Raw genomic sequence first — 21,113 nt, 5'->3', positions numbered from 1 at the left:
CTTGGCAGGCAGCGGCGAGCGGCAGGGCGCTCGCCGGAGGGGGAGGTCAGGCGAAGGCTTTTTCGGTAATGACGCGCCCGGCTTCCATGCGCACCAGTTGGTCGGCGATATCGAAGTAACGATCATCGTGGGAGATCACGATGATGGTCTTGCCCAGGCGCTTGAGGTCCGGCAGCAGCTCTGTGTAGAACACGCGGCGGAAGGTCGGGTCCTGGTCGGCGGCCCACTCGTCGAAGACCAGCACTGGACGCTCGTCGAGCCAGGCGTTGATCAGCGCCAGGCGCTTGCGCTGCCCGGTGGAGAGGTCGGTGGTGGTGAAAGCGCCATCGCGGATGCTGACCTTGTGCGCGATTTCCATGCGCTCCAGGTATTGGTTGGCGTCGTCCGGCAGGGCTTTATCGCTTTGCACCAGTTCGTCGAACAGGTAGTAGTCGGCAAAAATGGTGGTGAACATCTGCCGGTAATCATCCAGGCCGTGGGCGTCCACCGTTGTGCCGTTGAGGCGGATCTCACCTTGCTGCGGGGTGTACAGGCCCAGCAGCAGTTTGATCAGGGTGGTCTTGCCGCAGCCGTTTTCGCCGACGATAAACAGGATTTCCCCAGGCTCGATGGTCAGGTTCACCGGGCCCAGCTTGAAGGGCGCGCTGCCTTCCACGGGCGGAAACGCGTATTGCACGTCGCGCAATTCCAGATGCTTCATGGTCGGCGTGCGGCTCTCATCGGCGTCAAGCAGCAAGTGCGGTTCCGGCGACGAGAAGCGTTCGGACAGGTCGGCAATGCGTCGAAAGGCGATCTGCGCGCGGCTGATGATCGGCAGGTTGGCGATCAGGTTTTCCAGCGGGCCTTTCATGTAGAGCAGCACCAGTACAAAGCCGCTCATCATGGCCGGGTTGTTGCTGGGCCAGAACGATTGCAGGGTCAGTGCCAGGCCGATGACCACAAAGAACAGCATCGAACCCAGGCTCTTGGCGATCACGAAAATATTGATCGAGCGCACGTGGGTGTCGCAGATGTGGTCGGCGGTGGCCTGGATGTTGCGGGTCAGCATGGCGTGACGGCGCTTGCGATGGATCCGCAGTTCCTTGGCGCCTTCGGCGATGGCCGAGTAATGCTTTTGCAGGTTGTCTTCAGCTTCCCGCGCGGCGTAGAAGCCCTTGATGCCTTTGCTTTGCGCGATGAACTGGATCGCCGAGCCGATGCCGATGGCCAGCAGGGTCATGATGAAGATCGGCAGCGAGAGGCTCGCCAGGTAGCCCAGGCAGCCGAGGATGACGGTGATGGAAATGGCCAGCGGAGCGAAGGCGAAGGCGAAGTCGCTGATGGTGTCGACGTCGTGGGTCAGTACCGGAATAAGGCGGTGGCTGCGGTAGCGTTCGATCTGTTCGATTGGCGCTGACAGCACCTTGGCGCCGAGGTCCTTGCGCAGCCTGGCGATGACTTTTTGGCCCACGAAGTTGCTGCCGATGTCGGCGGCAATGCTGCTGAGCAGGGCGAGCAGGCACAGCCCGGCAAAGGCCAGGACCACTGCGGTGGTGAGGCCGGACTCGCTGTGCAGGCCCTGGTTAACCGTGGCAAGCAGAGCCGTGACGCTCACCCCTCCAAGGATGCCGAACAGAATCGACAGAATGACGGTGTAGCGATAGGGCTTGAGCAGGCTCAAGAGTTCGCTGAGGGCGCTACGCGGTTTTGCAGTCATGAAACTACCTCGGTCGCGACGTGGCTACGTGCTAAGGGCGAGTGGAGGCCCGGCGATCCATTTGATCGCTCGCGGGCTTTTGTAGAAGACGTTTCGACTACGGCGCGATTTAGCCTCATTGCGTTGGGCGCGGGCCCTAAATTTGTCCGCCAGCCCCACGTTATAGATTGGATGCGGCCATGTTCCATGGCCGGCACCCGTAGGCCGGTGCGCCGATCCCTTCCCATGGATGCTTTCATTTCTATGAGCACGCGTGCTCGACCCTCAGTGCCCCTGGCGGTTGAGGGTTGAGCGCGTTTAGAGGGGTGGTAAAAAAAAGCAGGTAAATGAGTCTGGTTTTCATTACCTGAACCGTCTTATTAACCAGAGGCGCTCAAAGACGCCACTAATTTCTGCCAAACACACGCCTCATTGTTCAAGGATTGCTGTCGATGCCTTATCTCCTTTGGTTGTCTACGCCCAAGCATTACGCGCTGAAGAAATTGCCGCAGACTGTGCGTCTGATGATGTTGGGCGCCGCGCTGGCTGTGCCGGCTGCCGCCACATTGATGCCGAGCGTCGCACTTGCCCAGAGCGAAGCCGGCAAGGTTGCCTTCGCGATTCCGGCCGGTAAATTATCGGATGCGCTGATGGCATTCGGCTCGGCGGCCGGTGTCTCGATTTCCTACGATCCAGCGATCGCCAGCCAGCGCTCCACTCCAGGGTTGAAAGGGCAGTTTGGCGTGGATGAAGGCCTGTCTCGACTGTTGTCGGGCAGTGGCTTGCAGGCCAGTCGCGAAGCCAGCGGCAGCTATATCGTGATGGCGCCATCCAGCGGTTCGGCGCTGAACCTGGGCGCGACCACGATCAGTGCCGAGGGTCTTGGGGAGACGACTGAAAACACCGGTTCGTACACCACGGGGGCGACCAGCACCGCCACCAAGCTTCCCTTGTCCCTGCGCGAAACGCCGCAGTCGGTGAGCGTGATTACCCGTCAACTGATGGACGACCAGCATCTTTCGACGCTTAACGAAGTGATGGCGTTCACGCCGGGTATCAGCATCAACCACCGCGACAGTGAGCGTTACACGTTTTACTCCCGTGGCTTTGCGATCCAGAACTTCCAGTACGACGGCATCCCGTCCCAGGTGGCCAACGAGTCCCAGCAATACGTAGGCGCAATCTCGGACATGGCCATCTATGACCGTGTCGAAGTGGTGCGCGGCGCGACCGGCCTGATGAGCGGTGCGGGCACTCCGTCGGCCACCATCAACCTGGTGCGTAAGCGTCCGACCAAGGACTTCCAGGCCTACGTTTCCGGAGAAGCGGGGGCGTGGGACCGTTACCGCTCCGAAGTTGACGTCTCGGGTCCGCTGACAGAAACCGGCAATGTGCGTGGACGTTTCGTCGCGGCTTATCAGAAGCAAAATTCGTTCATTGACTGGTACAGCCAGGAAAAGCGCGTGATGTACGGCGCGTTGGATATCGATCTCAACGACAGCACTACGCTGCGCACTAGCCTCGACTACCAGAACAACGACGCCGAAGGCACCAGCTACGGGCATATCCCGCTGTTCTTCAGCAATGGCAAGCAAACCAATTTCTCCCGTTCATTCAACCCGGCCTCGCGTTCGAGTTACATGGACAACACCAGCTATAACTTCACCGCCATGCTTGATCACAAGCTGGACAATGACTGGAGCCTGAAGACTGCTTACAGCCATCAATACTCCTACCGTAAAGGCCAGGGCGCATCGGCAAGTGGCGGCTACCCTGACCCTGTGACTGGTGAAGGCACAGGCGTATTTATTTACCGCCTGGACAGCTACCAGACCCAGGATACGCTCGATACCTATGCGTCCGGCCCGTTCAACCTGGGCGGTCGCGAGCATGAGTTGGTGGTGGGTGCCAGTGCTTCGCGCACTCACCTGAACTTCCCTAACTACGCCAGCCACAATGATGACGGCGACTACGGTTCGGCGAATATTTTCAACTGGGACGGCCGTGAGTACGGCAATCGTGAGTATCAAAAGGATGGCGGTACCGTCACGACCTTGCAGCAGACCGGCATGTACGGCGCCCTGCGTTTGAAACCGTTCGATCCGCTGACCATCATTCTGGGTACCCGGCTCAGCTGGTGGAATCAGGATGACGAGGTCAAGAACTATCTCGATGGCACCAAGACGACCGACAAGACCAAAAAGACCGGCGTTGTCACGCCGTATGCCGGTATCGTCTATGAGCTGAACGACACCTATTCGGCGTACGCCAGCTACACCAGCATCTTCTTGCCGCAGACGTTCTACAAAACAGCGTCGGGCACTTCGCTGGCGCCGCTTGAAGGCGACAACTACGAGATCGGTCTCAAAGGTGAGTTCTTCGACGGCGCGCTGAACGCGAGCGTCGCGGTGTTTGAGATTAATCAGAAGAACACGCCGGAACAGTCGGGCACGGATTCTTCGGGCCGCGCTGTGTACAAGGCCATCAGTGGTACCAACACCCGTGGCGTCGAGACCGAGATCTCGGGTGAAGTGGTCAGTGGCTGGAACGTGTTTGGTGGTTATACCTACCGCGAGTCCCATGACAAGGACGGGGGTCGGGTGCAGACCAACCAGCCGATCAACCAGTTCAAGTTCGGCACTACTTATCGCCTGCCGGGTGAGTGGAACAAGTTGACTGTCGGTGGCAACGTGACCTGGCAAAGCGAGATGTACGCTGCATCGCAAATCAACTACTCCGGCCCTTACTACAAGGCAACGCAGGATCCGTTCGCCGTGGTTGGCTTGTTGGCCAAATACCAAGTGGATGACCACCTGAGTGTGGGGCTGAACGTCAACAACCTGTTTGACCAGAAGTACTACGACGGCATGGGCACGTTCAATTCGGGCTCCTACGGCGAACCTCGCAACGCAATGATCAACGCCAAGTACGCGTTCTGATCCACCGGGAGCCGGCACGTGTGCCGGCGCCCTCCAGACATAAAAAAACCGCCTGGCTCATGCCAGGCGGTTTTTTTTTGCCGGTTTCAGTGTGCGTAATCAGAGATCACGCACAACCCTGAAGCCGATCCAGTCGCCCCGCGTCTGCGGGTAGATAGTGTTGCGGTTGCCCGAGCGCGAAAATACCGGTGCTTCACCCCAGTCATTGCCGCGAATCTGATAGGACTCGCAGTTAGGCTCTACCCAGGCACTGCCGTCGGCAGGGGCGCCGATGTAGTTGGTATGTTCGCAGTCGGCGACGCGCTCGTAGACGTTGCCGTGCATGTCGTACATGCCGAACGCGTTCGGCGGGTAGCTGCCCACTGGCGACGAGTAGCTGTAGCCGTCCGCAGGCCCGTAGGTGTTGGCGTGTTCGGCGATGCTGTAGCCCTTGCCTTCATCGAAGGGGAACGGGAAAGGCCCGGTGGAACCGGCACGGGCGGCGTATTCGCGCTGGGCTTCGCTGACCATTTGGTAGTGTTGGCCGGTCTTTTTCGACAGCCAGGCGACGTAGGCCTTGATGTCGTCCATGTCCATGCACACTGCCGGCTGACGTGGGCCTTGTGGATAGCGCGGCTTGCTGGCGATGCATTCGCGGCCGGGGCGGGTGTCGCCATTGGCGATCTTCACGCCGGTCTGGCGCACATAGCTGTCCCATTCACCGGCAGTGATGTGGAAGCGGCTCATGGCGAACGGTTTGGCGAAGGTCACGTCATGCATCGGGCCTTCATCCGGCTCGCGACCGACCTCATCCTCAGGCGTCCCCATGGTGAAGGTGCCGGCGGGCAGCACGACCATTTCCGGGCAGTCCTTACAGTCCTTGAACACTTTGCCCGGCTGTGGCGCGGCGGCCTGGGCCACGCCTGGCAGCAGGGCGCTGCACAGGGCGGTGAGCGCCAGAGTGGTCAAGGGTTTGAGTCGGAATGGAATCATGTGGGCATCTCGTTCAAAGGGAAAAGTGAGCGTCACACCCGCTGGCGCAGCAGGGTCATGAACCGCTGGATTTCGTCGGCGTTATTGAGCAGGCCAGGCGAGGTGCGAATCACGGGGCCGACATCACGGTCCACCGAATCGATCACCACACGGTGTTTCATCATGTGGGCCACCACTGCTTCACTGTCCTGGCCCTTGATTCGGAAGAAGGTGAAACCGGCGGACAGCGCGGGGTTGCGCGGGGTGACCAGCTCGACCTGTGGCTGCGCCAGCAATTGGTCTTTCAGCTCGGTATTCAGTCCATGGATGCGTGTCTGCACCTGGGCCTTGCCCAACTGCAAGTGCAGCTTGAAGGCTTCATCTGCGGCCCAGCGATGCTCGAAGGCGTGGTAGCCGCCAGGCGTCATGCTGGTGGCGAAGTCCTTGTCCTCGGAGAAGGTCGGCACCATCGGCGTGACGTATTTGTTCTCGGGGTCGCGGGCGCACACCAGACCGGTGCCGCGCGGGCCGAACATCCATTTATGGGTGCCGGCGATGAAGAAGTCGCAGTGCATGTCGGGGAAATCGAGGTTTTCCACGCCGAAGCCGTGCACACCATCCACCACGTAGAGGATGCGGTCTTGCTCATCGCGGTTGCGGTTGTGCTCGTCCACCAGCTTGCCGATCTCGCCGATGGGCAGCTTCACGCCGCTGCCGGACTGCACCCAGGTCATGCCCAACACACGGGTGTTGGGGCGGATGTTGCTCTGGATATTGCCGAGTACTTCATCGACAGAGACTTGGTTGGCGTTGTCGAACAGTGCGATCCGGCGTACCTGTGTGGCTTGCTTGAGCACACGAAAGTCCAGCACGTTCTGGGTGGCGTAATGCTCGTGAACCGTGGTCAGGATTTCCTGGTCGGGCCGTACCTTGATCCCGCCATAGATCATCGCCAGCCCTTCGGAGGTGCTGCCGGTCAAGGCGATCTGCGGGGGAGAGGCCTTCAGGTAGCGGCCGGCCCATTCGCGCACCTGGCCTTCACGCTTCCAGGTTTCCTGCAAGTCCCAGTCCATGGCCAGCCCTGGGTTGCGGTCGATCTGTGCGCGGTAACGCTCAATGGCTTCGCGTACCGGTTTGGGGTGCGAGGTCACCAGGAAGTTGGAGAAGTGCAGGTAGTCCGGGTCTTGGTTGAACAGTCGCTTGAACCCGGTCCATGGGTCTTGTGTTGCGGCTGCTTGCGCCTGAGGCAGGATGGCAGCGCCCAGCGGCAGGCTGGCGGCAAGTACCCCTGCCTGCTTGAGAAACGTACGGCGGTCGGTCATGGACTGGCTTCTAGAGGGTTAACGGTTGGCCAATGGTTTGGCGGCTTTTTGTACTTGGTCCCAGACCCGCAGGAAGTTGCCTCCCCACAGCTTGGCGATGTCGGCTTCGGAGTAGCCGCGCTGGATCAGCTCGGCGGTGACGTTGCGGATTTCGCCGACGTTGTTCCAGCCGTCGATGCCACCCCCGTCGTTGAAGTCTGAAGACAGGCCGACGTGGTCGATGCCGATCTTGCGCACGGTGTAGTCGATCGCGTTGCCCAGGTCTTTGAGGGTGGCCTTGGGTTCCTCGTCGAGGATGCCGTACAGCGCGCTGGCGTACTCGCCGAACCGCTGCTCGGGCCAGGCAGCGATGATGGGATCGCCTGGCATCAGGGCCATGGCCAGGTTCGGCAGGGGCGGCAGGTCAAAACGGGCGCGCAGCGTGTTGAGCTTGTCCTGGGTTGGCTGGCTCAGCGGGCGCAGGTAGGCCGAGAAGGCCACGATCTGCACCACGCCGCCACTGTGCTTGATCAGCTGTAATTCCTTGTCGCTGAGGTTGCGCGGGATATCCACCGCCGCACGCGGCGCCGAGTGGGACGCCACCATTGGTGTGCGGCTCAGCTGCGCCACCTGTTCCAGGGCCTTGGTCGACATCTGCGACACATCGATGATCACACCCAGGTCATTGAGACGGTGCACGGCTTGTTTGCCGATGTCGGACAGCCCGTCGAGCGCATCCACCGAATCATTGAAGAACGGCAGCGGGCGCGATGAGTCCGACCAGGCGTTATTGCCCACATAGCTGAAGCCGAACATGCGCATGCCGCGCGCGGCCCACAGGTCCAACTGGTTCAGATCGTTGCCCAGCGGGTAGGCGTTGAGCATGCTCATAAAGATCGCGAACTTGCCCTCGCCATGCAGGCGCCGGAAGTCGTCCGGGGTGTAGGCGATGGCGACCTGATTGGGGAAGTCGCGCACCATGGCGCTGATGATCTTGTAGCGCACTTCCTGTTCATGGCGTGCCGCTTCGACAAACCCTTCGGTGGGCTTGTGCGGTGCGTTCGGGCCGTTCCAGATTTCCGGCCAGCCGAAGATGGTCAGGGCGGCGCCGGACAAGCGGCCCCGACTGGCCTTGACCAGGTCAAATTGATCGCTGCCGTCCTTGTCCGCTTCTTTGCCTGCGGTGCCGAAATCCACCGGCACAGTGATATGGCTGTCGAACGACAACAACCGATCCTGCATCTCGTTGGCCTGCTTGATCACCTCCAGCGAGTAGCCGGCGTTGCCCCTGAACCAGTGATCCCAGACCAGCAAGCCAGCGCCGACGGCCAGGGCCAGCGGCAGGCCGATATACAACGCCTTTTTCGAACGTGATTTTGTCATTGCCATCTCAGTCAGTTGAGGCCTTTGCTATCTGGGAAGAACGAGCGATGAGCGGGGAAATTTAGGCGGGCGAGACGGCGGCGGTAAATTTCCCCTGCCAGCAAACGTTCTAGCTCTGATCAAGCCGTTTCCTAAGGTAAACAATGACCATCTCTCGACGTGGGTTCATCGCAGGCCTCGCGCTCACCGGCGCCGCTGTGCCGGCAGCTTTCTATGCCCATCGCGAGTGGACGCGTGAAGAATTCCCCATCACCCCCGGCGAAGCCACGGTCGATCTGGCCGACACCGCCGGCCAGCAACTGGCCAATACCTTGCGTGGCGTCTGGAGCCTGCGCCTGGAAGGCCTCGACGCTGGCCTCAAGGGCCTGCCGCTGCAAGGCTTGGAACTGCTGCTCGACATCGCCCCCCGTGGCCGAGGCCTGCGCGGCTACCTGGACACCGCCGCCAACCTGCGTGCCGAAGGCGAACCGCGTTACCGGGTATTGGGCGATTTGCTGACGGGCGAGGGCGCGTTGCTCTACTGGCGCTTGATCGACCGCGACTCGGCCGATGGCAGGCCCGCCTATGAATTCAAGATGACCCTTGATGAAGTCTGGGCCGACTTCGGCAACGCCGGCAGCGGCACCCTCAGCGGGCAGATCCTCGACTTGAATCGCCCCCTGGCCCTGACCGAACGCGACAACCGCTTTATCGCCCACAAACAGCTGTTTCCTGAAGCCCGCGAGCGCATCGGTCACAACCCGACCTTGCTCGCCTGGCTGATCGCCCCCGAACACCGCCTGTTCCACCAGCTGTGGCACGCCACTCGCGACCAATGGCACAAACTCTCCGAAGAAAAACGCGATGCCCTGCGCGGCATCGGCTGGCAGCCCGGCCCACGGGGCCAGGAGCGCGACGCCCGTGGCAAGCGCAAAGATCGCAACGGCTCGGGCATCGACTTCTTCTTTATGCATCGACACATGCTCGGCACTGCACGCGCCATGCAGGACTTACCCTCTTGGCCGGCCTTCCCCGAACCGCAACCGGCGCTGGAGCGTGATCGCCTGGGGTTTGTACGCTATTTCGACAACCACGATGGCTTCGCCCTGCCGCCGACCTGGTTGGCCCCCGACGACAGCGAATACACCCAGTGGGTCAGCGACATCAAGTCGCAAGAGACGTACCACAGCAACTTCCAGGTCTGGGAGTCCCAATACCGCGACCCGCGTTACCTGGCCAAATACACCTTGGGCCAACTGGGTTCCGAGATGGAACTGGGCCTGCACGACTGGCTGCACATGCGCTGGGCCTCCGTGCCCCGCGATCCCTCCAACGGCGCGCCAGTGCCCTTTGCCCGCGACCCGGCAGACTTTGCCGCGCGGTGGTACGCCGCCGAAAACGACTTCCTTGGCGACCCGTTTTCCTCCCACGTAAACCCGGTGTTCTGGCACTTCCACGGCTGGATCGACGACCGCATCGAAGACTGGTTCCGGGCCCATGAACGCTTCAATCCAGGCGAAGTCAGCCGGCTGGAAGTCAACGGCGTAGCCTGGTTCGCCCCGGGCCGCTGGGTCGAAGTCGGCGACCCGTGGCTCGGCCCGGACACCCACGGCTGCAGCACCACGCCGGGGTTGCAAATGGGCAAGTCGATGGAAATGGACCCGGAGACCATGAAGCTCGCGTTGCGTATTACCTTTGGTGCTGACGACGATGCGCTCACAGGGTTGTTCAAGCGCGTGCCGAAGCGGCCGTGGTATGCGCGGCATTTGAAGGTGAAGACGCGGGAAGCGTGACCGCTTGTCGATGAAACTACGATTTTTACGATGTAAAACGGTAGCTGCGGGGTATTAATCTGCGGTTTTCGTTTTCAGGTAAGCGCAAAAGCCTGATGGCTAAGCGTCCTGCGTTACCTCTCTGACAAATTGGTTTATCCATTCCTATCTTTTTTCCGATGTGCTTGTAGGTTTGAAGATTTCGAGTGGGAGAAAAAACCATACGTTTCTTTTTTTATTCTTTTTTCCTGCTCGGTACCTGATCTTTTCCCATGTTTTTAGGAAAAATCTGACGGACTTTTTAACGCTGCGTGACAGATGTAGGAATACCCTTCGCAATCCTGAGATTTTTGTAACCTTTCTGCTTTTCCTTTACCAATTCAGCCTCGGCAAGCTGCGTGCTCTTTCCATATGAGTACCAGTGAGGGTGAAAAGGATGTCAGCCGTTTTACGACCCGCGTTACTTGGCGTGGCGCTGCTCTGCGGTCCACTTCTTGCCGCGGCGCAAACCTTACCGGGCGACAGAGAGCTGGCCCGGGAAAGACAACAGCAAGTGCTGGAAGAGCAGCGTCGACGTCTGGACGAACTGCAAAACCTTCCTGGAAAAGCCGCAGTACGCACCGCACCTGCTCTGGTTGAAGACGGCCAGTGCGTGACCCTCACGCGCATCACCGTTGAAGGTGCCACCTTGCTCTCCGAGGCAAAGCGCGAGGCCTTGCTTGCTCCCTGGTCGGGGCGCTGCCTTGGCGTTCCTCAGCTAAACGAGGTGCTCAAAAGCCTCACCGACCATTACCTGCGCCGTGGCTACGTCACCACCCGGGCGTACCTGCCGCAGCAAGACCTGAAAAACGGCGAGCTTAAAATCATCGTGGTGGAAGGGCGCCTCGAAGGCCTCGACAGCTCATCACTGGCCAGTCCCGCCGAGTCAGCCATGACCTTTCCTGGCAGCGTCGGTGACGTGCTGGATCTACGCGAGCTGGAGCAATGGGTCGATCAGCTGGGACGCTTGCCCTCGCGCCAGCCGCAGCTTGAGTTGATGCCGGGCCAAGCGGTGGGCGGTAGCCGTGTCGCACTCAAGGGCGAACGCTTCAAGCCCTGGCGCGTCTCGGCTAACCGCAACAACCATGGAGACGAAAGCACCGGCCGCCAGCAGGCCGGTCTTGGCCTTGAATGGGACAGCCCTTTGGGGCTGGCGGACCAACTGAGCCTGCGCGCCAACCGTGACACGGTCAGCGACCATTGGCGACATTCCGAAAGCCAAAGCCTGTTCTACAGCTTGCCGTATGGCTGGTGGACCTTCAATTTCAGCCACAGCCAAAGCTATTACCGCACCCGAAATGATGCGTCCGGCTTTGCCTTCGCGTTGTCCGGCGACACCTCCACCCAGCAACTTCGCGCCGAACGCGTGCTACACCGCGACAACCTCGGCAAGACCGCGCTCAACATCGGCCTGAGCCACCTGCGTACACGTAACTACCTGGAAGACGCGTTGTTGCGCACGTCCAGCCATCGCATCACTGAGCGCCAGTTGGGGTTCAACCATGGGCGTCGCATCGGCAATGCGTTTTTCAACCTTGATGCCGGTTGGCAGCAAGGCATCGGCGCGTTGGACGCCCAGCGCGACCTCTCCACACGCTCCGGCGCCCCCACCTCCCGCTATCAGAAATACAGCCTGACCCTCAGTTACCTGCAGTCCTTTCGCTGGCTGGACCAGCACTGGAGCGTCGACAGCCTGGCCACCGGCCAACGTGCCGAAGACGAACTCTATGGACCACAACGCCTCAGCGTCGGCGGCTTTGGCGCGGTGCGCGGGTTCAGCGAACAGAATCTCTCGGGCAACAGCGGCGGCTACTGGCGCAGCCAACTGCGCTGGCGCCACGCCGTGGGTTGGGACGCCTTGCGCCCGTGGGTGCACGAAGTGGGCGTCGGCTTCGGCTACGACGTTGGGGTTATTCGCCGTGGGCCGCACAACCCCGACGTGGCCGGGCGCCTCACTGGCAATGCCTGGGAACTCAGCGCGCGCGGCCGGCACCTTGCCGCATCGCTGGTATTCGCCCGTGCTCTGGAGCGCCCGGCCGTGATCGAGCACCGCGAGCACCCGATGTACGCCCGAATCGACCTCTTCTTCTAACAACAAGGAACCTTGCCTATGGACGCGCGCAGCCCCTTTAACCAGTGCCTGGCCCTGAGCCTCGCAGGTATTTTGTTTCTCAACCCGATCGTCTCGGCTGCCGCGCAACTGAGCGTCGACCCCGCCAGCCCCGGCACCAGCATCGATCAAGCGCCCAATGGCGTGCCGGTGGTCAATATCGCCGGTCCCAACGGCAGCGGCTTGTCCCATAACCTGTTCACCGACTACAACGTCGGCAGCAACGGGTTGATCCTAAACAACGCCACGAATGCCACGCAAAACACCCAGCTCGGTGGGGTGATCCTCGGCAACCCCGGCTTGCAGGGGCAGGCAGCCAGCGTGATTCTCAATGAGGTCACCGGTGGCAATCGCAGCCACCTGGGGGGCTACACCGAAGTGGCCGGACAGGCTGCGCGCGTGATTGTCGCCAACCCCCATGGCATCACCTGCAATGGCTGCGGTTTTATCAATACGCCACGGGCGACGCTGACCACTGGCAAACCAGTATTGGACGGCGGGCGTCTGGATCACTTTCGCGTGGACGGCGGTGATATCGCCCTGGAAGGCGCCGGACTCAATGCGCGCAATGTCGGTCAATTCGATCTGATCACTCGCACCGCCAAACTCAATGCGCAGTTGCACGCCGACCAGCTCAACATCATTACCGGCCGCAATGACGTCAGCGCCGACAGCCTGCAGACTCGTGCCCATGCCGATGATGGCCGCGAAAAGCCGCAACTGGCCATCGACGCCAGCGCCCTTGGCGGCATGTATGCCGGGGCGATTCGTCTGATTGGCACGGAACAAGGCGTGGGCGTAAGGCTGGCCGGGGATATGGCGAGTACCGCCGGGGACATAGTCATCAATGCCAACGGTGGCCTGAGCCTGGCCCACACCACCAGCGTCGGCGCGTTGAACGCCACGGCCGCGTCAATTGAGTTGCAAGGCCCAACCTTTGCAGCGGGAGATGTGGACCTGCAGGCGAAGGGCGATCTGGTGGTTCAGCACACCCTCGCCAGTGCAGGCAATGTGCACTTGCAAGCGGCAACCGTGAGCAATCAGGGCAAGGTGGTCAGTGGGATTCAGGAGGACCAGCGTATTGCCGGCAAGCAACTCAGGATCACCGCCGAACGCCTGGACAATCAAGGTGAGCTCAACGCAAGCGGCCATTTGGACATCAAGACCGCTGTTGTCGACAACAGCGGCAACATCGCTGCAGACAGCGCGGAGATCGAAGCCCGCCAACAAATAAACAACAGCGGGCAGATCGTCACCGCCCGCGAACTGAGCCTATCGGCTCAACAGGTCAACAACCAGAGCGGCACGCTCCATACCGAAGGCCACCTGAATCTCATTGCCGATGCTGTCAGCAACAGCGGCAAGACCGTCGCGGCAGGCAACATTACCCTCGCCGCAAACACCTTCGACAACAGCGGCGAACTGCTCAGCGATGGTGACCTGCAACTTACCCTTGACGCAGATCTGCACAACAGTGGCCTGATCGCCGTGAAGGGCGATGCCACTCTCAGCGCCCGCAACCTCATCCAGAACCACGGCCAGATCCTCAGCGGCAACGACATCCAACTGCGCGTACGTGATGTGCTGCACAACCTCGGTGTGCTGAGTGCGGCCCGTCACCTGCAGCTCAACGCAACCCAACTGAATAACGACGGCAGCCTGGGCAGTCAAGGCAACCTGCTGATCAGCGCCAACGTGGCCAATACCGGACTGCTGTTCAGCGGCGGTGACTTGCACATACGCGGCGAGCATTTCAGCAACCTCGAAGGCGACGTCTACAGCGTTGGCGATTTCAGTTTCGCCGCCGCCGACGGCGGCCAGGCGACGAGCTTTCGCAACCTGTCCGGCACCGTGGAAAGCGAAGGCAACCTGCACATCAAGGCACTTGAATTCGAGAACGCCCGCACGGTGCTTGCCCTTGAGCGCGAACTGGTCGGCGGCAGCATTCAGTGGGTTTGTGGCCAGCACTGTGACGGCGATGACAGCTTCAAGCGCGGCACCATCTACATCACCGAAACCTGGCGCGAAACCGCCGCTCCCGGCTCCACCAAGGCTGCCCGCCTGGTGGCCGGTCAACAGTTGTATATCGACGCCGACACGTTGGAAAACCGCTACAGCCTGATGGCCGCCAACGGCGACATGCACCTCAGCGCGCGTCGCTTGCTCAACCAGGGCGCCGCCTCACAAACCGGCCTGTCCAGCACGATCATCGGCACCCCTGGGCGCATCGACAAAGCCGTGTGGGACCAGATGGAGTTTCACGATCTGCCGGCCTTCAACAGCGCGCCTTTTGATCCGTTGCGCTTTGCCGAACTCAAGGCCCGTTCCGAAGGCCCCGGCTTCAGCAATCCCGGCACCCTCACTACCTGGCGTGAAGACGGCCGCGAAGTGTACGCCGCCACCCTGCAAGCGGGCGGCAGCCTCAACCTGAACGCCACGCAATACCTGCAAAATGGCACCCTGCGCGAAAACACCCTGGCGCAGCTGATTGGTGAGGTCGGCCACAACCCCAATGACCTTGAACTGAGCCCCGACCGACTCAGCGATGACCTGACCCGTCCGCCTGAGTTTCACTTGCCCAGCGGCGAGTACGGCCTGTTTATCCCGAGCAAGGATCCCGGCAGCCCGTACCTCATCGAGACCAACCCGCTGTTCACCCACCTGGGCAATTTCCTCAGTTCCCAGTACCTGCTCGATAAGATCGGCTACAACACCGACGAGGCGTGGCGCCGCCTCGGCGACGGCTACTACGAAAGTCGCCTGATCCGTGACGCCGTGCTGGCCAAGACCGGGCAACGCTTTCTCGATGGTCAGAACAGCGATGAAGCGCAGTTTCGTCACCTGATGGACAACGGCCTCAGCGCGCGCGACAGCTTGCAACTGAGCGTCGGCGTCGGCCTCACCGCGCAACAAGTCGCCGCGCTGACCCACGACATCGTATGGATGGAAAAACGCCAGGTACAAGGCGAAGACGTGCTGGTACCGGTGTTGTACCTGGCGACGGTTAACCACCAGAACCTGCGTGGCGCCAGCCTGGTGCAGGGCCAGGACATCAACCTGGTCAGCGGCGGCGATATCGTCAGTGTCGGCACGCTCAGGGCCACCCAGGACCTGACCGCCATGGCTGATGGCAGCCTGCTCAACGGTGGCTCGATGACTGCAGGCGAACGCCTCAGCCTGCTGGCCACCGACAGCATCCGCAACGCTATGGCCGGCGAAATCCGCGCCAGCCACGTGGACCTCACCAGCCTCACCGGCGACATCGTCAATGAGCGAACCGCCCACGCCCAATACCAGGGTGACGGCACGCTCATCACCCATCTCGATCACGCAAGCCAGATCAGCGCGGGCCAGCAACTGGCTCTCGATGCCGGGCGCGACATTAACAACCGAGGCGCCATCAGCAGCGGCGGCGACGCGAGCCTGACCGCCGCCCGCGATATCAACCTCATCGCTGTCACCGACACCCAGCAAGTGCGCACCACGCAAAACGGCGGGCACCTTGTCACCCAACACAGCCGTACCGAACACCTTGGCGCCAACGTCAACGCCGCCGGCAACCTGAGCCTGCAAGCCGGCGGCGACATCACGCTGTTGGCGAGCCAGGCCAATGCCGGCAAAGACCTCAGCGTGGCCGCCGGCGGAAACATCAACCTACTTGCCGCCGCCAACGAAACCGACCACGAGGTACACAGCAAACGCAACGGTGCCAAGACCCACGAACAAACCACCCAAGTGCGCCAAATCGGCAGCCAACTCAACGCGGCCGGCAACCTCACGGCAACGGCCGGGCAAGACATCCTGCTGCATGCCAGCCAAGTCACCAGCGGCAAGGATGCTTACCTGATCGCGGGCGGACAACTGGAGTTATTGAGCGCCAATGACAGCGACTACAGCCTGTACGACTACAAGAAAAAGGGCAGTTTTGGCGCGATCAAAACCCAGCGCGATGAAGTCACCGACGTACGCGCTGTCGGCAGCCAGATCAGCACCGGCGGCAGCCTCAACCTCGTCAGTGGCGGCGACCAGTTGTACCAGGGCGCGCGGCTGGAGAGTGGTGCGGATATCACCATTACCAGCGGTGGTGCAGTGACCTTTGAGGCGGTGAAGGATTTGCGCCAGGAGAGTCACGAGAAGAGTAACAACAGCGCGTTCTGGGTTTCATCCAGGGGCAAGGGCAGTACCGACGAAACGCTGCGGCAAAGTCAGTTGGTTGCCGAGGGCAGTATTGCGATCAAGGCCGTTGAAGGTTTGAAGATCGATATCAAACAGGTTAATCAGCAGACCGTCAGCCAGTCCATCGAGGCAATGGTCAAAGCAGATCCACAACTGGCTTGGCTCAAGGACGCAGAAAATCGCGGTGATGTGGACTGGCGCCAAGTCAGGGAGGTGCACGACAGCTTCAAGTACAGCCACTCGGGGCTAGGACCTGCGTCGCAAATCATCATCGCGATTGTGATGTCGGCGGTTATCGGGCCAATGGCTGCCGCCGCCGCAGGGGGCGGTGTGGGGGGCGCCATGGTAGGTGCTGTAGCAACAGGCGCCTCTACCAATGCCAGCGTCAGCGCGATCAATAACCGAGGCAATCTCGGCGCCGTCTTCAAGGACGTGACGTCCTCCGACGCGATGAAGGGGTACGCCGTTTCGGCAATCACCGCTGGTCTGACTGTGGGGTATTTTGATCAGTGGACGGGGGCCCAAACCAATACGGCCCTAGAGAAAGTCACTGCATCGGGCTCGCTGAACACCTGGACTGGCGTAGGCCAATTTGCGGCCAATCAGGGGCTGCAGAATGGCACGTCTCTGTTACTGAATAAGGCGCTGGGGCAGGGCGCAAGCGTCAGTGATGCATTGAAAAACGCGCTGTTCAATACACTGGCTGCAGCCAGCTTCAACCTGGTGGGCGATTACACCAAAAACGTCCTCGCGGATGGTTCGGCGCCGAAGGTAGCGATTCACGCCATGGTCGGTGGACTGCTGGCAGAAGCCACGGGCGGAGACTTTAGAACTGGCGCCTTGGCCGCCGCTGCAAGCGAGGCGTTGGTCACCCAGCTGGATTCCTTGGTCAAGGGGAATGACAACCTGTTGACGATGAGCTCACAAATCGTCGGCGTGTTAGCGGCTGCAGCAAAAGAAGATACGGATGCGGCCGCGCTGGAGAAAGGCGGTTGGGTTGCAAAGAACGCAACGCAGTACAACTACCTGGCACACAACCAACTTGAGCGAGCCGCCAAACAGATAACCCGCTGCACCGATGCCTCCTGCATCGAAGACACCACACGTAAGTTCAAAGAGTTAAGCCTGCAGCAGGACATTGACGCTATTGTCGGCTGCAAGGCTGATCCCAGGTCTTGTGCCGCATTGTCCAAAGAAGTCGCCAACACCATGGCGAATCTGGACGCCATCAAAGACATCGCTGAATACGCCTCGCCCGGTGCCCGGGATGCGATACAGAACCTCATCAACGGCAATTTTGAGTTCCAGGAAATGCTGGCGACAGCCACGACCGAGCATTCAGTCGGCGCCATGGTCGATTCGATCAAGGCGAAATGGGAGCTGAGCGATAGCCAGGCGAAGGACATTGCGGATAGTCTTAAGGTTGCGCTGGCTGTAGGGTTGGGTACTGTTGCAGGGGGTTTGGCTTACAAGCGGGCTGTGGCGGGTGGTGCAAAAGCGCCTGTAAATGTGAGGTCGGCTAGTTTTGCTGATGAAGCAAAGCTGATTGGTCACTTTGAAAAACACGGTGCTGAATTTGGGGCAAAGTCGTCTATCGAATATTTGCAGGTGGGCAAAGACATTATGCAAGGCGGGGATAAGGTTCAGTATCTGTACAAGGGCGAAATGCGAACTGGCTACGTGCAGTTCATGGGTAATTCGTCCCGTGGAGATGCGAAGTATGGGTTCGTAGGAACTAATTCTGATGGCGCCATAACTACAATCCATGTGGAAAGTGGCAAGAGTTTTTGGAAGATGTTGAATGGTGATCCTAAAGATAAAACTATAAGGCCTGTGCCATGATTTATTCAGTGCTTGTTGATGGCATCAATCCTGAAATAGAAGAGGAGGTCTCGATTGTTGTATGTGGTCAGCGGCTTACCTGCTTTGCAAGTTATCTTCCCTATCAGCTTGAGATAGGGCGAGTGTATCGGGCAGAGTTGTTGCCCATGGTTTTTGGTGAGTATATTGTTCAAGAGGTTTTTCATGTCACACCCTCAGTCCTTAGAGAAGGTCCAGGCTATTCATACAGAATTATCGGCGAGTTGAGGGATAGTTGTTTGTGCTGTAGTGGATTGACCTTCTGTGATGAGGTTTTTCTGGCGGACTTTGGTTTCCTTGAGGGGAAGCTGATTTCATGGCGGGTCGATAGGTTAGACATTTCATTTGTCTGAGTTTCCTCTGGTGCAAAAGCCGCAGGTGAGGCTGCAATACCTGTGTCCGGTCGAGTGCAATCTCGTATAAATATTGCCAATGGGCGCACAGAAACTACTCCGTATCCGTGATACTGGAAAACCTGTATCTGCGGGCTTTGATCACGTCGTGAAAGGTCATTTCGACGTAGAAGTCTCCAATTCCCGCTCTGTGTTTACTATTAGCCCAAATGAGTTGAAGGGGGTTCTTCAGAGTAGCCCAGTCATTAAGTTACCTGCTACTGCGCTACCAGTTACGTCAAGCGCCGCTTTGAAGGCTACGCCACCAACGCTCTGACCGCTGGATTCACTGCCGGCGTAATTGACCCCGCATTCGGTGTGACAGGCGATAAGGTCAACGGCATTACCCAAGGCTTGGATCTTGCCTCGGCTTCCGATATTGCCAAGTTTGCAGCGTACTCAGGAGCACAAGGGGCTACCCAGGCAGGCCTCAGTACCTTGCTGCAAGGTGGTGGCCTGAAAGAAAACCTTAATCAGGCCCTTGTTTCGCAACTCCAGAGTACCTTGCAGGCCATCGCTTTTAACACAGTGGGGGACTTCTCTCAAAGTCAAAACTGGCCCGAGTCCGGCCCTGAAAAAGTAGCGCTCCATGCTTTGGTCGGTGGTTTGGTCAGCGAGGCCGGTGGCGGCAGTTTTGCCACAGGGGCGCTGGCAGCAGGTGCAAATGAAGCGTTGGTCACCAGTCTTGCGCACGCGGTGGAAGGTAACCCGGCGCTCTTGTTGGCAGCTTCGCAACTGGTAGGTATCGCGGCGGCTGGCGCTACGGAAGGCGATGTACAGAAAGGCGCCGAAATCGCCAAGAACGCCACGGCTTACAACTACCTCAATCACCACGAAGTGGATGACCTGGTAAAGGACTTGAAAGGGTGCAGGGGAGCAGAAAATCCTGCTGCCTGTCGAGCAGACCTGACGCTCAAGTACGAAGGCATCAGCGACCAGAAGTCCGGGATGGACCTGATGCACTGCACCGATGTCGCCAGTTGCGACGCTCAACGGTCATTAATTGCCGTGGGAAATGCGGCACTTGATAAATACGAAAGTAGCGGCGCACTCAACTGGGAAGAGCGGCTAATCGTCCGAGGGTTTCTGGATAGCAATCAGGATGACATGCGATTGGCCGTGCAGAAGACCTTGCAGGGAACGCATGCCGAGATAGCTGGTATGCTTCCGGGGGTGGGGCTTGTTGTTGGGAAGGGCGGGACGAGTACGGTTGGGTCTGTTGGTGCAAAAGGCGTAGGCGAAGTTGCTGGTTCCGCAAAAAACTTCTCAATTGCTGATCGCGTATTTGGCCAGCTCAACGATCCTCGAATGGGTCAGCTTGCAGGAAAGCTTGATGCCGATGCTTTGCAGAAACTTGCCAATAATCCCAGCGCTACTCGGTTTATGGATGCAAGGACAGGGCATATCAATGTAATTCAAGAAGTTGAAGGGAAGCTGATTCGAATTACTGTGCCAAGAGACGAGATGAAAATTATTTCCGTTGGTCCAATTAGACCTAACCAAGTTAAAAACTTATTAGGCAAAGGCGATTTTGTCCCGTTACCTTGAGTTCGCGGAGGGCTTATGGCGTCAATTCATATTGAGGAAATTCAAAAAATCTTGTCTGAGCAAGGCAATAAAGATGCCTTGCCAAATCAAGCTAATGGGGAGGGCTATTTTCTAGAGATTAGATTTGACAGCCCTACTCGTAAGCCATCCGGAATGGTTGATGATGAGTACAAGGACAGGGTGATAACTCTAGATTGTCCGTACGGTACGGTCATTATTTTGTGCGATGGCGAGGGGCAGCTGAAATCAATTGAGTTAAGTTGACTGTATAGTGATAGCACTCTCCCAGCACCGGCCTTGCGCCGGTGCTTTTGCTTCCTTTTTGCTATCTATTTGCACCCTTTTTGCTCCCAAGTTGCAACCTTTCTGCACTCAATTTGCACCCACCCCTGACGACCTACGGTCTATCTGCTCAATACGCTTTTTTTGAGCATGATTTTTCGCTCCTTAACAGGAGCAAAATCTCAATACACATCACGCACCTCCCGCGAGGTGGGTATTTTCTATATGTATCAATTGGTTATCCGGTTTCTGTCTTCTGGGTGCTGCTATACATTTGTATTACAGAACGAGTGTTTCGCCCAGCAAGCACTGACGTGAGTTGTATAGCATTTGTTATACACAGCGGCAGCCCCACAGAACTGGTCTTTTTTTCAAGGTTGGCCCGTTTTATTGGCCCGGCAAGCTGTCTCTTTTAGTCGCAGCTTGTGTCCAGCGCTTGGCGTCGTGCATGTGCAATACGCTACTGATCACTGTCTCCAGGGCTTCGCGCTCTTTGTCATCCAGCTTGGAAATGGCCTCAAACTGAAGTTTCAGGAGGTCATCCGGCCCACGTTCTCCCTCATCAAATAGCAGCATATCGGCGCTGACACTCAGAGCCAGAACTGAATCGCCCCGGATTCTCCAGACACCTCGCAAACAGCTCGCCGGATAACGGCAGAAATTTACGGAACCAACCCCCGTCCCCCTTGTCCCCGCTTCCCATGTC

11 protein-coding genes and 1 pseudogene are annotated in these 21,113 nt (G+C 59.1%); 7 read left to right on the top strand and 5 right to left on the bottom strand.

What is annotated here, in order from left to right; translation table 11 throughout:
* Window positions 1–46 precede the first annotated feature (46 nt).
* Complete coding sequence (locus BW43_RS20865; RefSeq protein ID WP_032885338.1) at window positions 47–1,696, bottom strand: cyclic peptide export ABC transporter; 1,650 nt, start codon at window positions 1,694–1,696, stop codon at window positions 47–49.
* Window positions 1,697–2,127: 431 nt separating this feature from the next.
* Here BW43_RS20865 and BW43_RS20870 point away from each other — a divergent pair, with 431 nt between their 5' ends.
* Window positions 2,128–4,614 carry a TonB-dependent siderophore receptor gene (locus BW43_RS20870; protein ID WP_032885337.1) on the top strand — a complete coding sequence of 829 codons (2,487 nt, stop codon included), beginning with the start codon at window positions 2,128–2,130 and terminating at the stop codon, window positions 4,612–4,614.
* Between the two features lie 99 nt (window positions 4,615–4,713).
* Here the strand turns inward: BW43_RS20870 and BW43_RS20875 are convergent, their stop codons facing one another.
* From BW43_RS20875 to pvdM, 3 genes are read right to left on the bottom strand one after another with little or no spacing between them, the layout of a single operon-like run.
* The gene (locus BW43_RS20875; protein WP_032885336.1) at window positions 4,714–5,586 is read right to left on the bottom strand and encodes a formylglycine-generating enzyme family protein; all 873 of its coding nucleotides are present in this window, start codon (window positions 5,584–5,586) and stop codon (window positions 4,714–4,716) included.
* Between the two features lie 32 nt (window positions 5,587–5,618).
* Window positions 5,619–6,887 (bottom strand): aminotransferase class V-fold PLP-dependent enzyme, encoded by a 1,269-nt coding sequence (locus tag BW43_RS20880; protein ID WP_032885335.1) that lies wholly within the window; start codon window positions 6,885–6,887, stop codon window positions 5,619–5,621.
* 18 nt (window positions 6,888–6,905) lie between these two features.
* On the bottom strand, window positions 6,906–8,249 hold the full coding sequence (gene pvdM, locus BW43_RS20885; protein WP_032885334.1) for a pyoverdine-tailoring dipeptidase-like protein PvdM: 1,344 nt from the start codon (window positions 8,247–8,249) through the stop codon (window positions 6,906–6,908).
* 143 nt (window positions 8,250–8,392) lie between these two features.
* Here pvdM and BW43_RS20890 point away from each other — a divergent pair, with 143 nt between their 5' ends.
* From BW43_RS20890 to BW43_RS20910, 6 genes and pseudogenes are all read left to right on the top strand, one after another.
* On the top strand, window positions 8,393–10,021 hold the full coding sequence (locus tag BW43_RS20890; RefSeq protein ID WP_032885333.1) for a hypothetical protein: 1,629 nt from the start codon (window positions 8,393–8,395) through the stop codon (window positions 10,019–10,021).
* A 415-nt stretch (window positions 10,022–10,436) separates the two neighbouring features.
* Window positions 10,437–12,131: a ShlB/FhaC/HecB family hemolysin secretion/activation protein gene (locus tag BW43_RS20895; protein WP_032885332.1), complete on the top strand. Its 1,695-nt coding sequence runs from the start codon at window positions 10,437–10,439 to the stop codon at window positions 12,129–12,131.
* 18 nt (window positions 12,132–12,149) lie between these two features.
* Complete coding sequence (locus tag BW43_RS20900; protein ID WP_050442810.1) at window positions 12,150–18,167, top strand: DUF637 domain-containing protein; 6,018 nt, start codon at window positions 12,150–12,152, stop codon at window positions 18,165–18,167.
* A complete protein-coding gene (locus BW43_RS28730; protein WP_155989945.1) occupies window positions 18,164–18,538 on the top strand; it encodes a hypothetical protein in 375 nt (124 codons plus the stop codon). The genes BW43_RS20900 and BW43_RS28730 overlap by 4 nt, the downstream gene beginning before the upstream one ends.
* A 300-nt stretch (window positions 18,539–18,838) precedes the next feature.
* Window positions 18,839–20,125, top strand: a pseudogene (locus BW43_RS29115) (DUF637 domain-containing protein); the annotation flags it as partial.
* Window positions 20,126–20,140: 15 nt separating this feature from the next.
* Entirely contained in the window at window positions 20,141–20,389 is a 249-nt protein-coding gene (locus tag BW43_RS20910) for a hypothetical protein (protein WP_032885330.1), read from the top strand.
* A gap of 405 nt (window positions 20,390–20,794) precedes the next feature.
* Here the strand turns inward: BW43_RS20910 and BW43_RS29110 are convergent.
* On the bottom strand, window positions 20,795–21,113 hold a 319-nt coding region (locus BW43_RS29110; RefSeq protein WP_256226072.1), incomplete at its 5' end, for a hypothetical protein.

Origin of the sequence: Pseudomonas sp. RIT357, from assembly GCF_000632245.1 — a bacterium.
In the GTDB taxonomy this organism is placed as follows: Bacteria; Pseudomonadota; Gammaproteobacteria; order Pseudomonadales; family Pseudomonadaceae; genus Aquipseudomonas; species Aquipseudomonas sivasensis.
The sequence above is the reverse complement of the archived record's forward strand: the minus strand, read 5'-3'. Positions and strand labels throughout refer to the sequence as shown.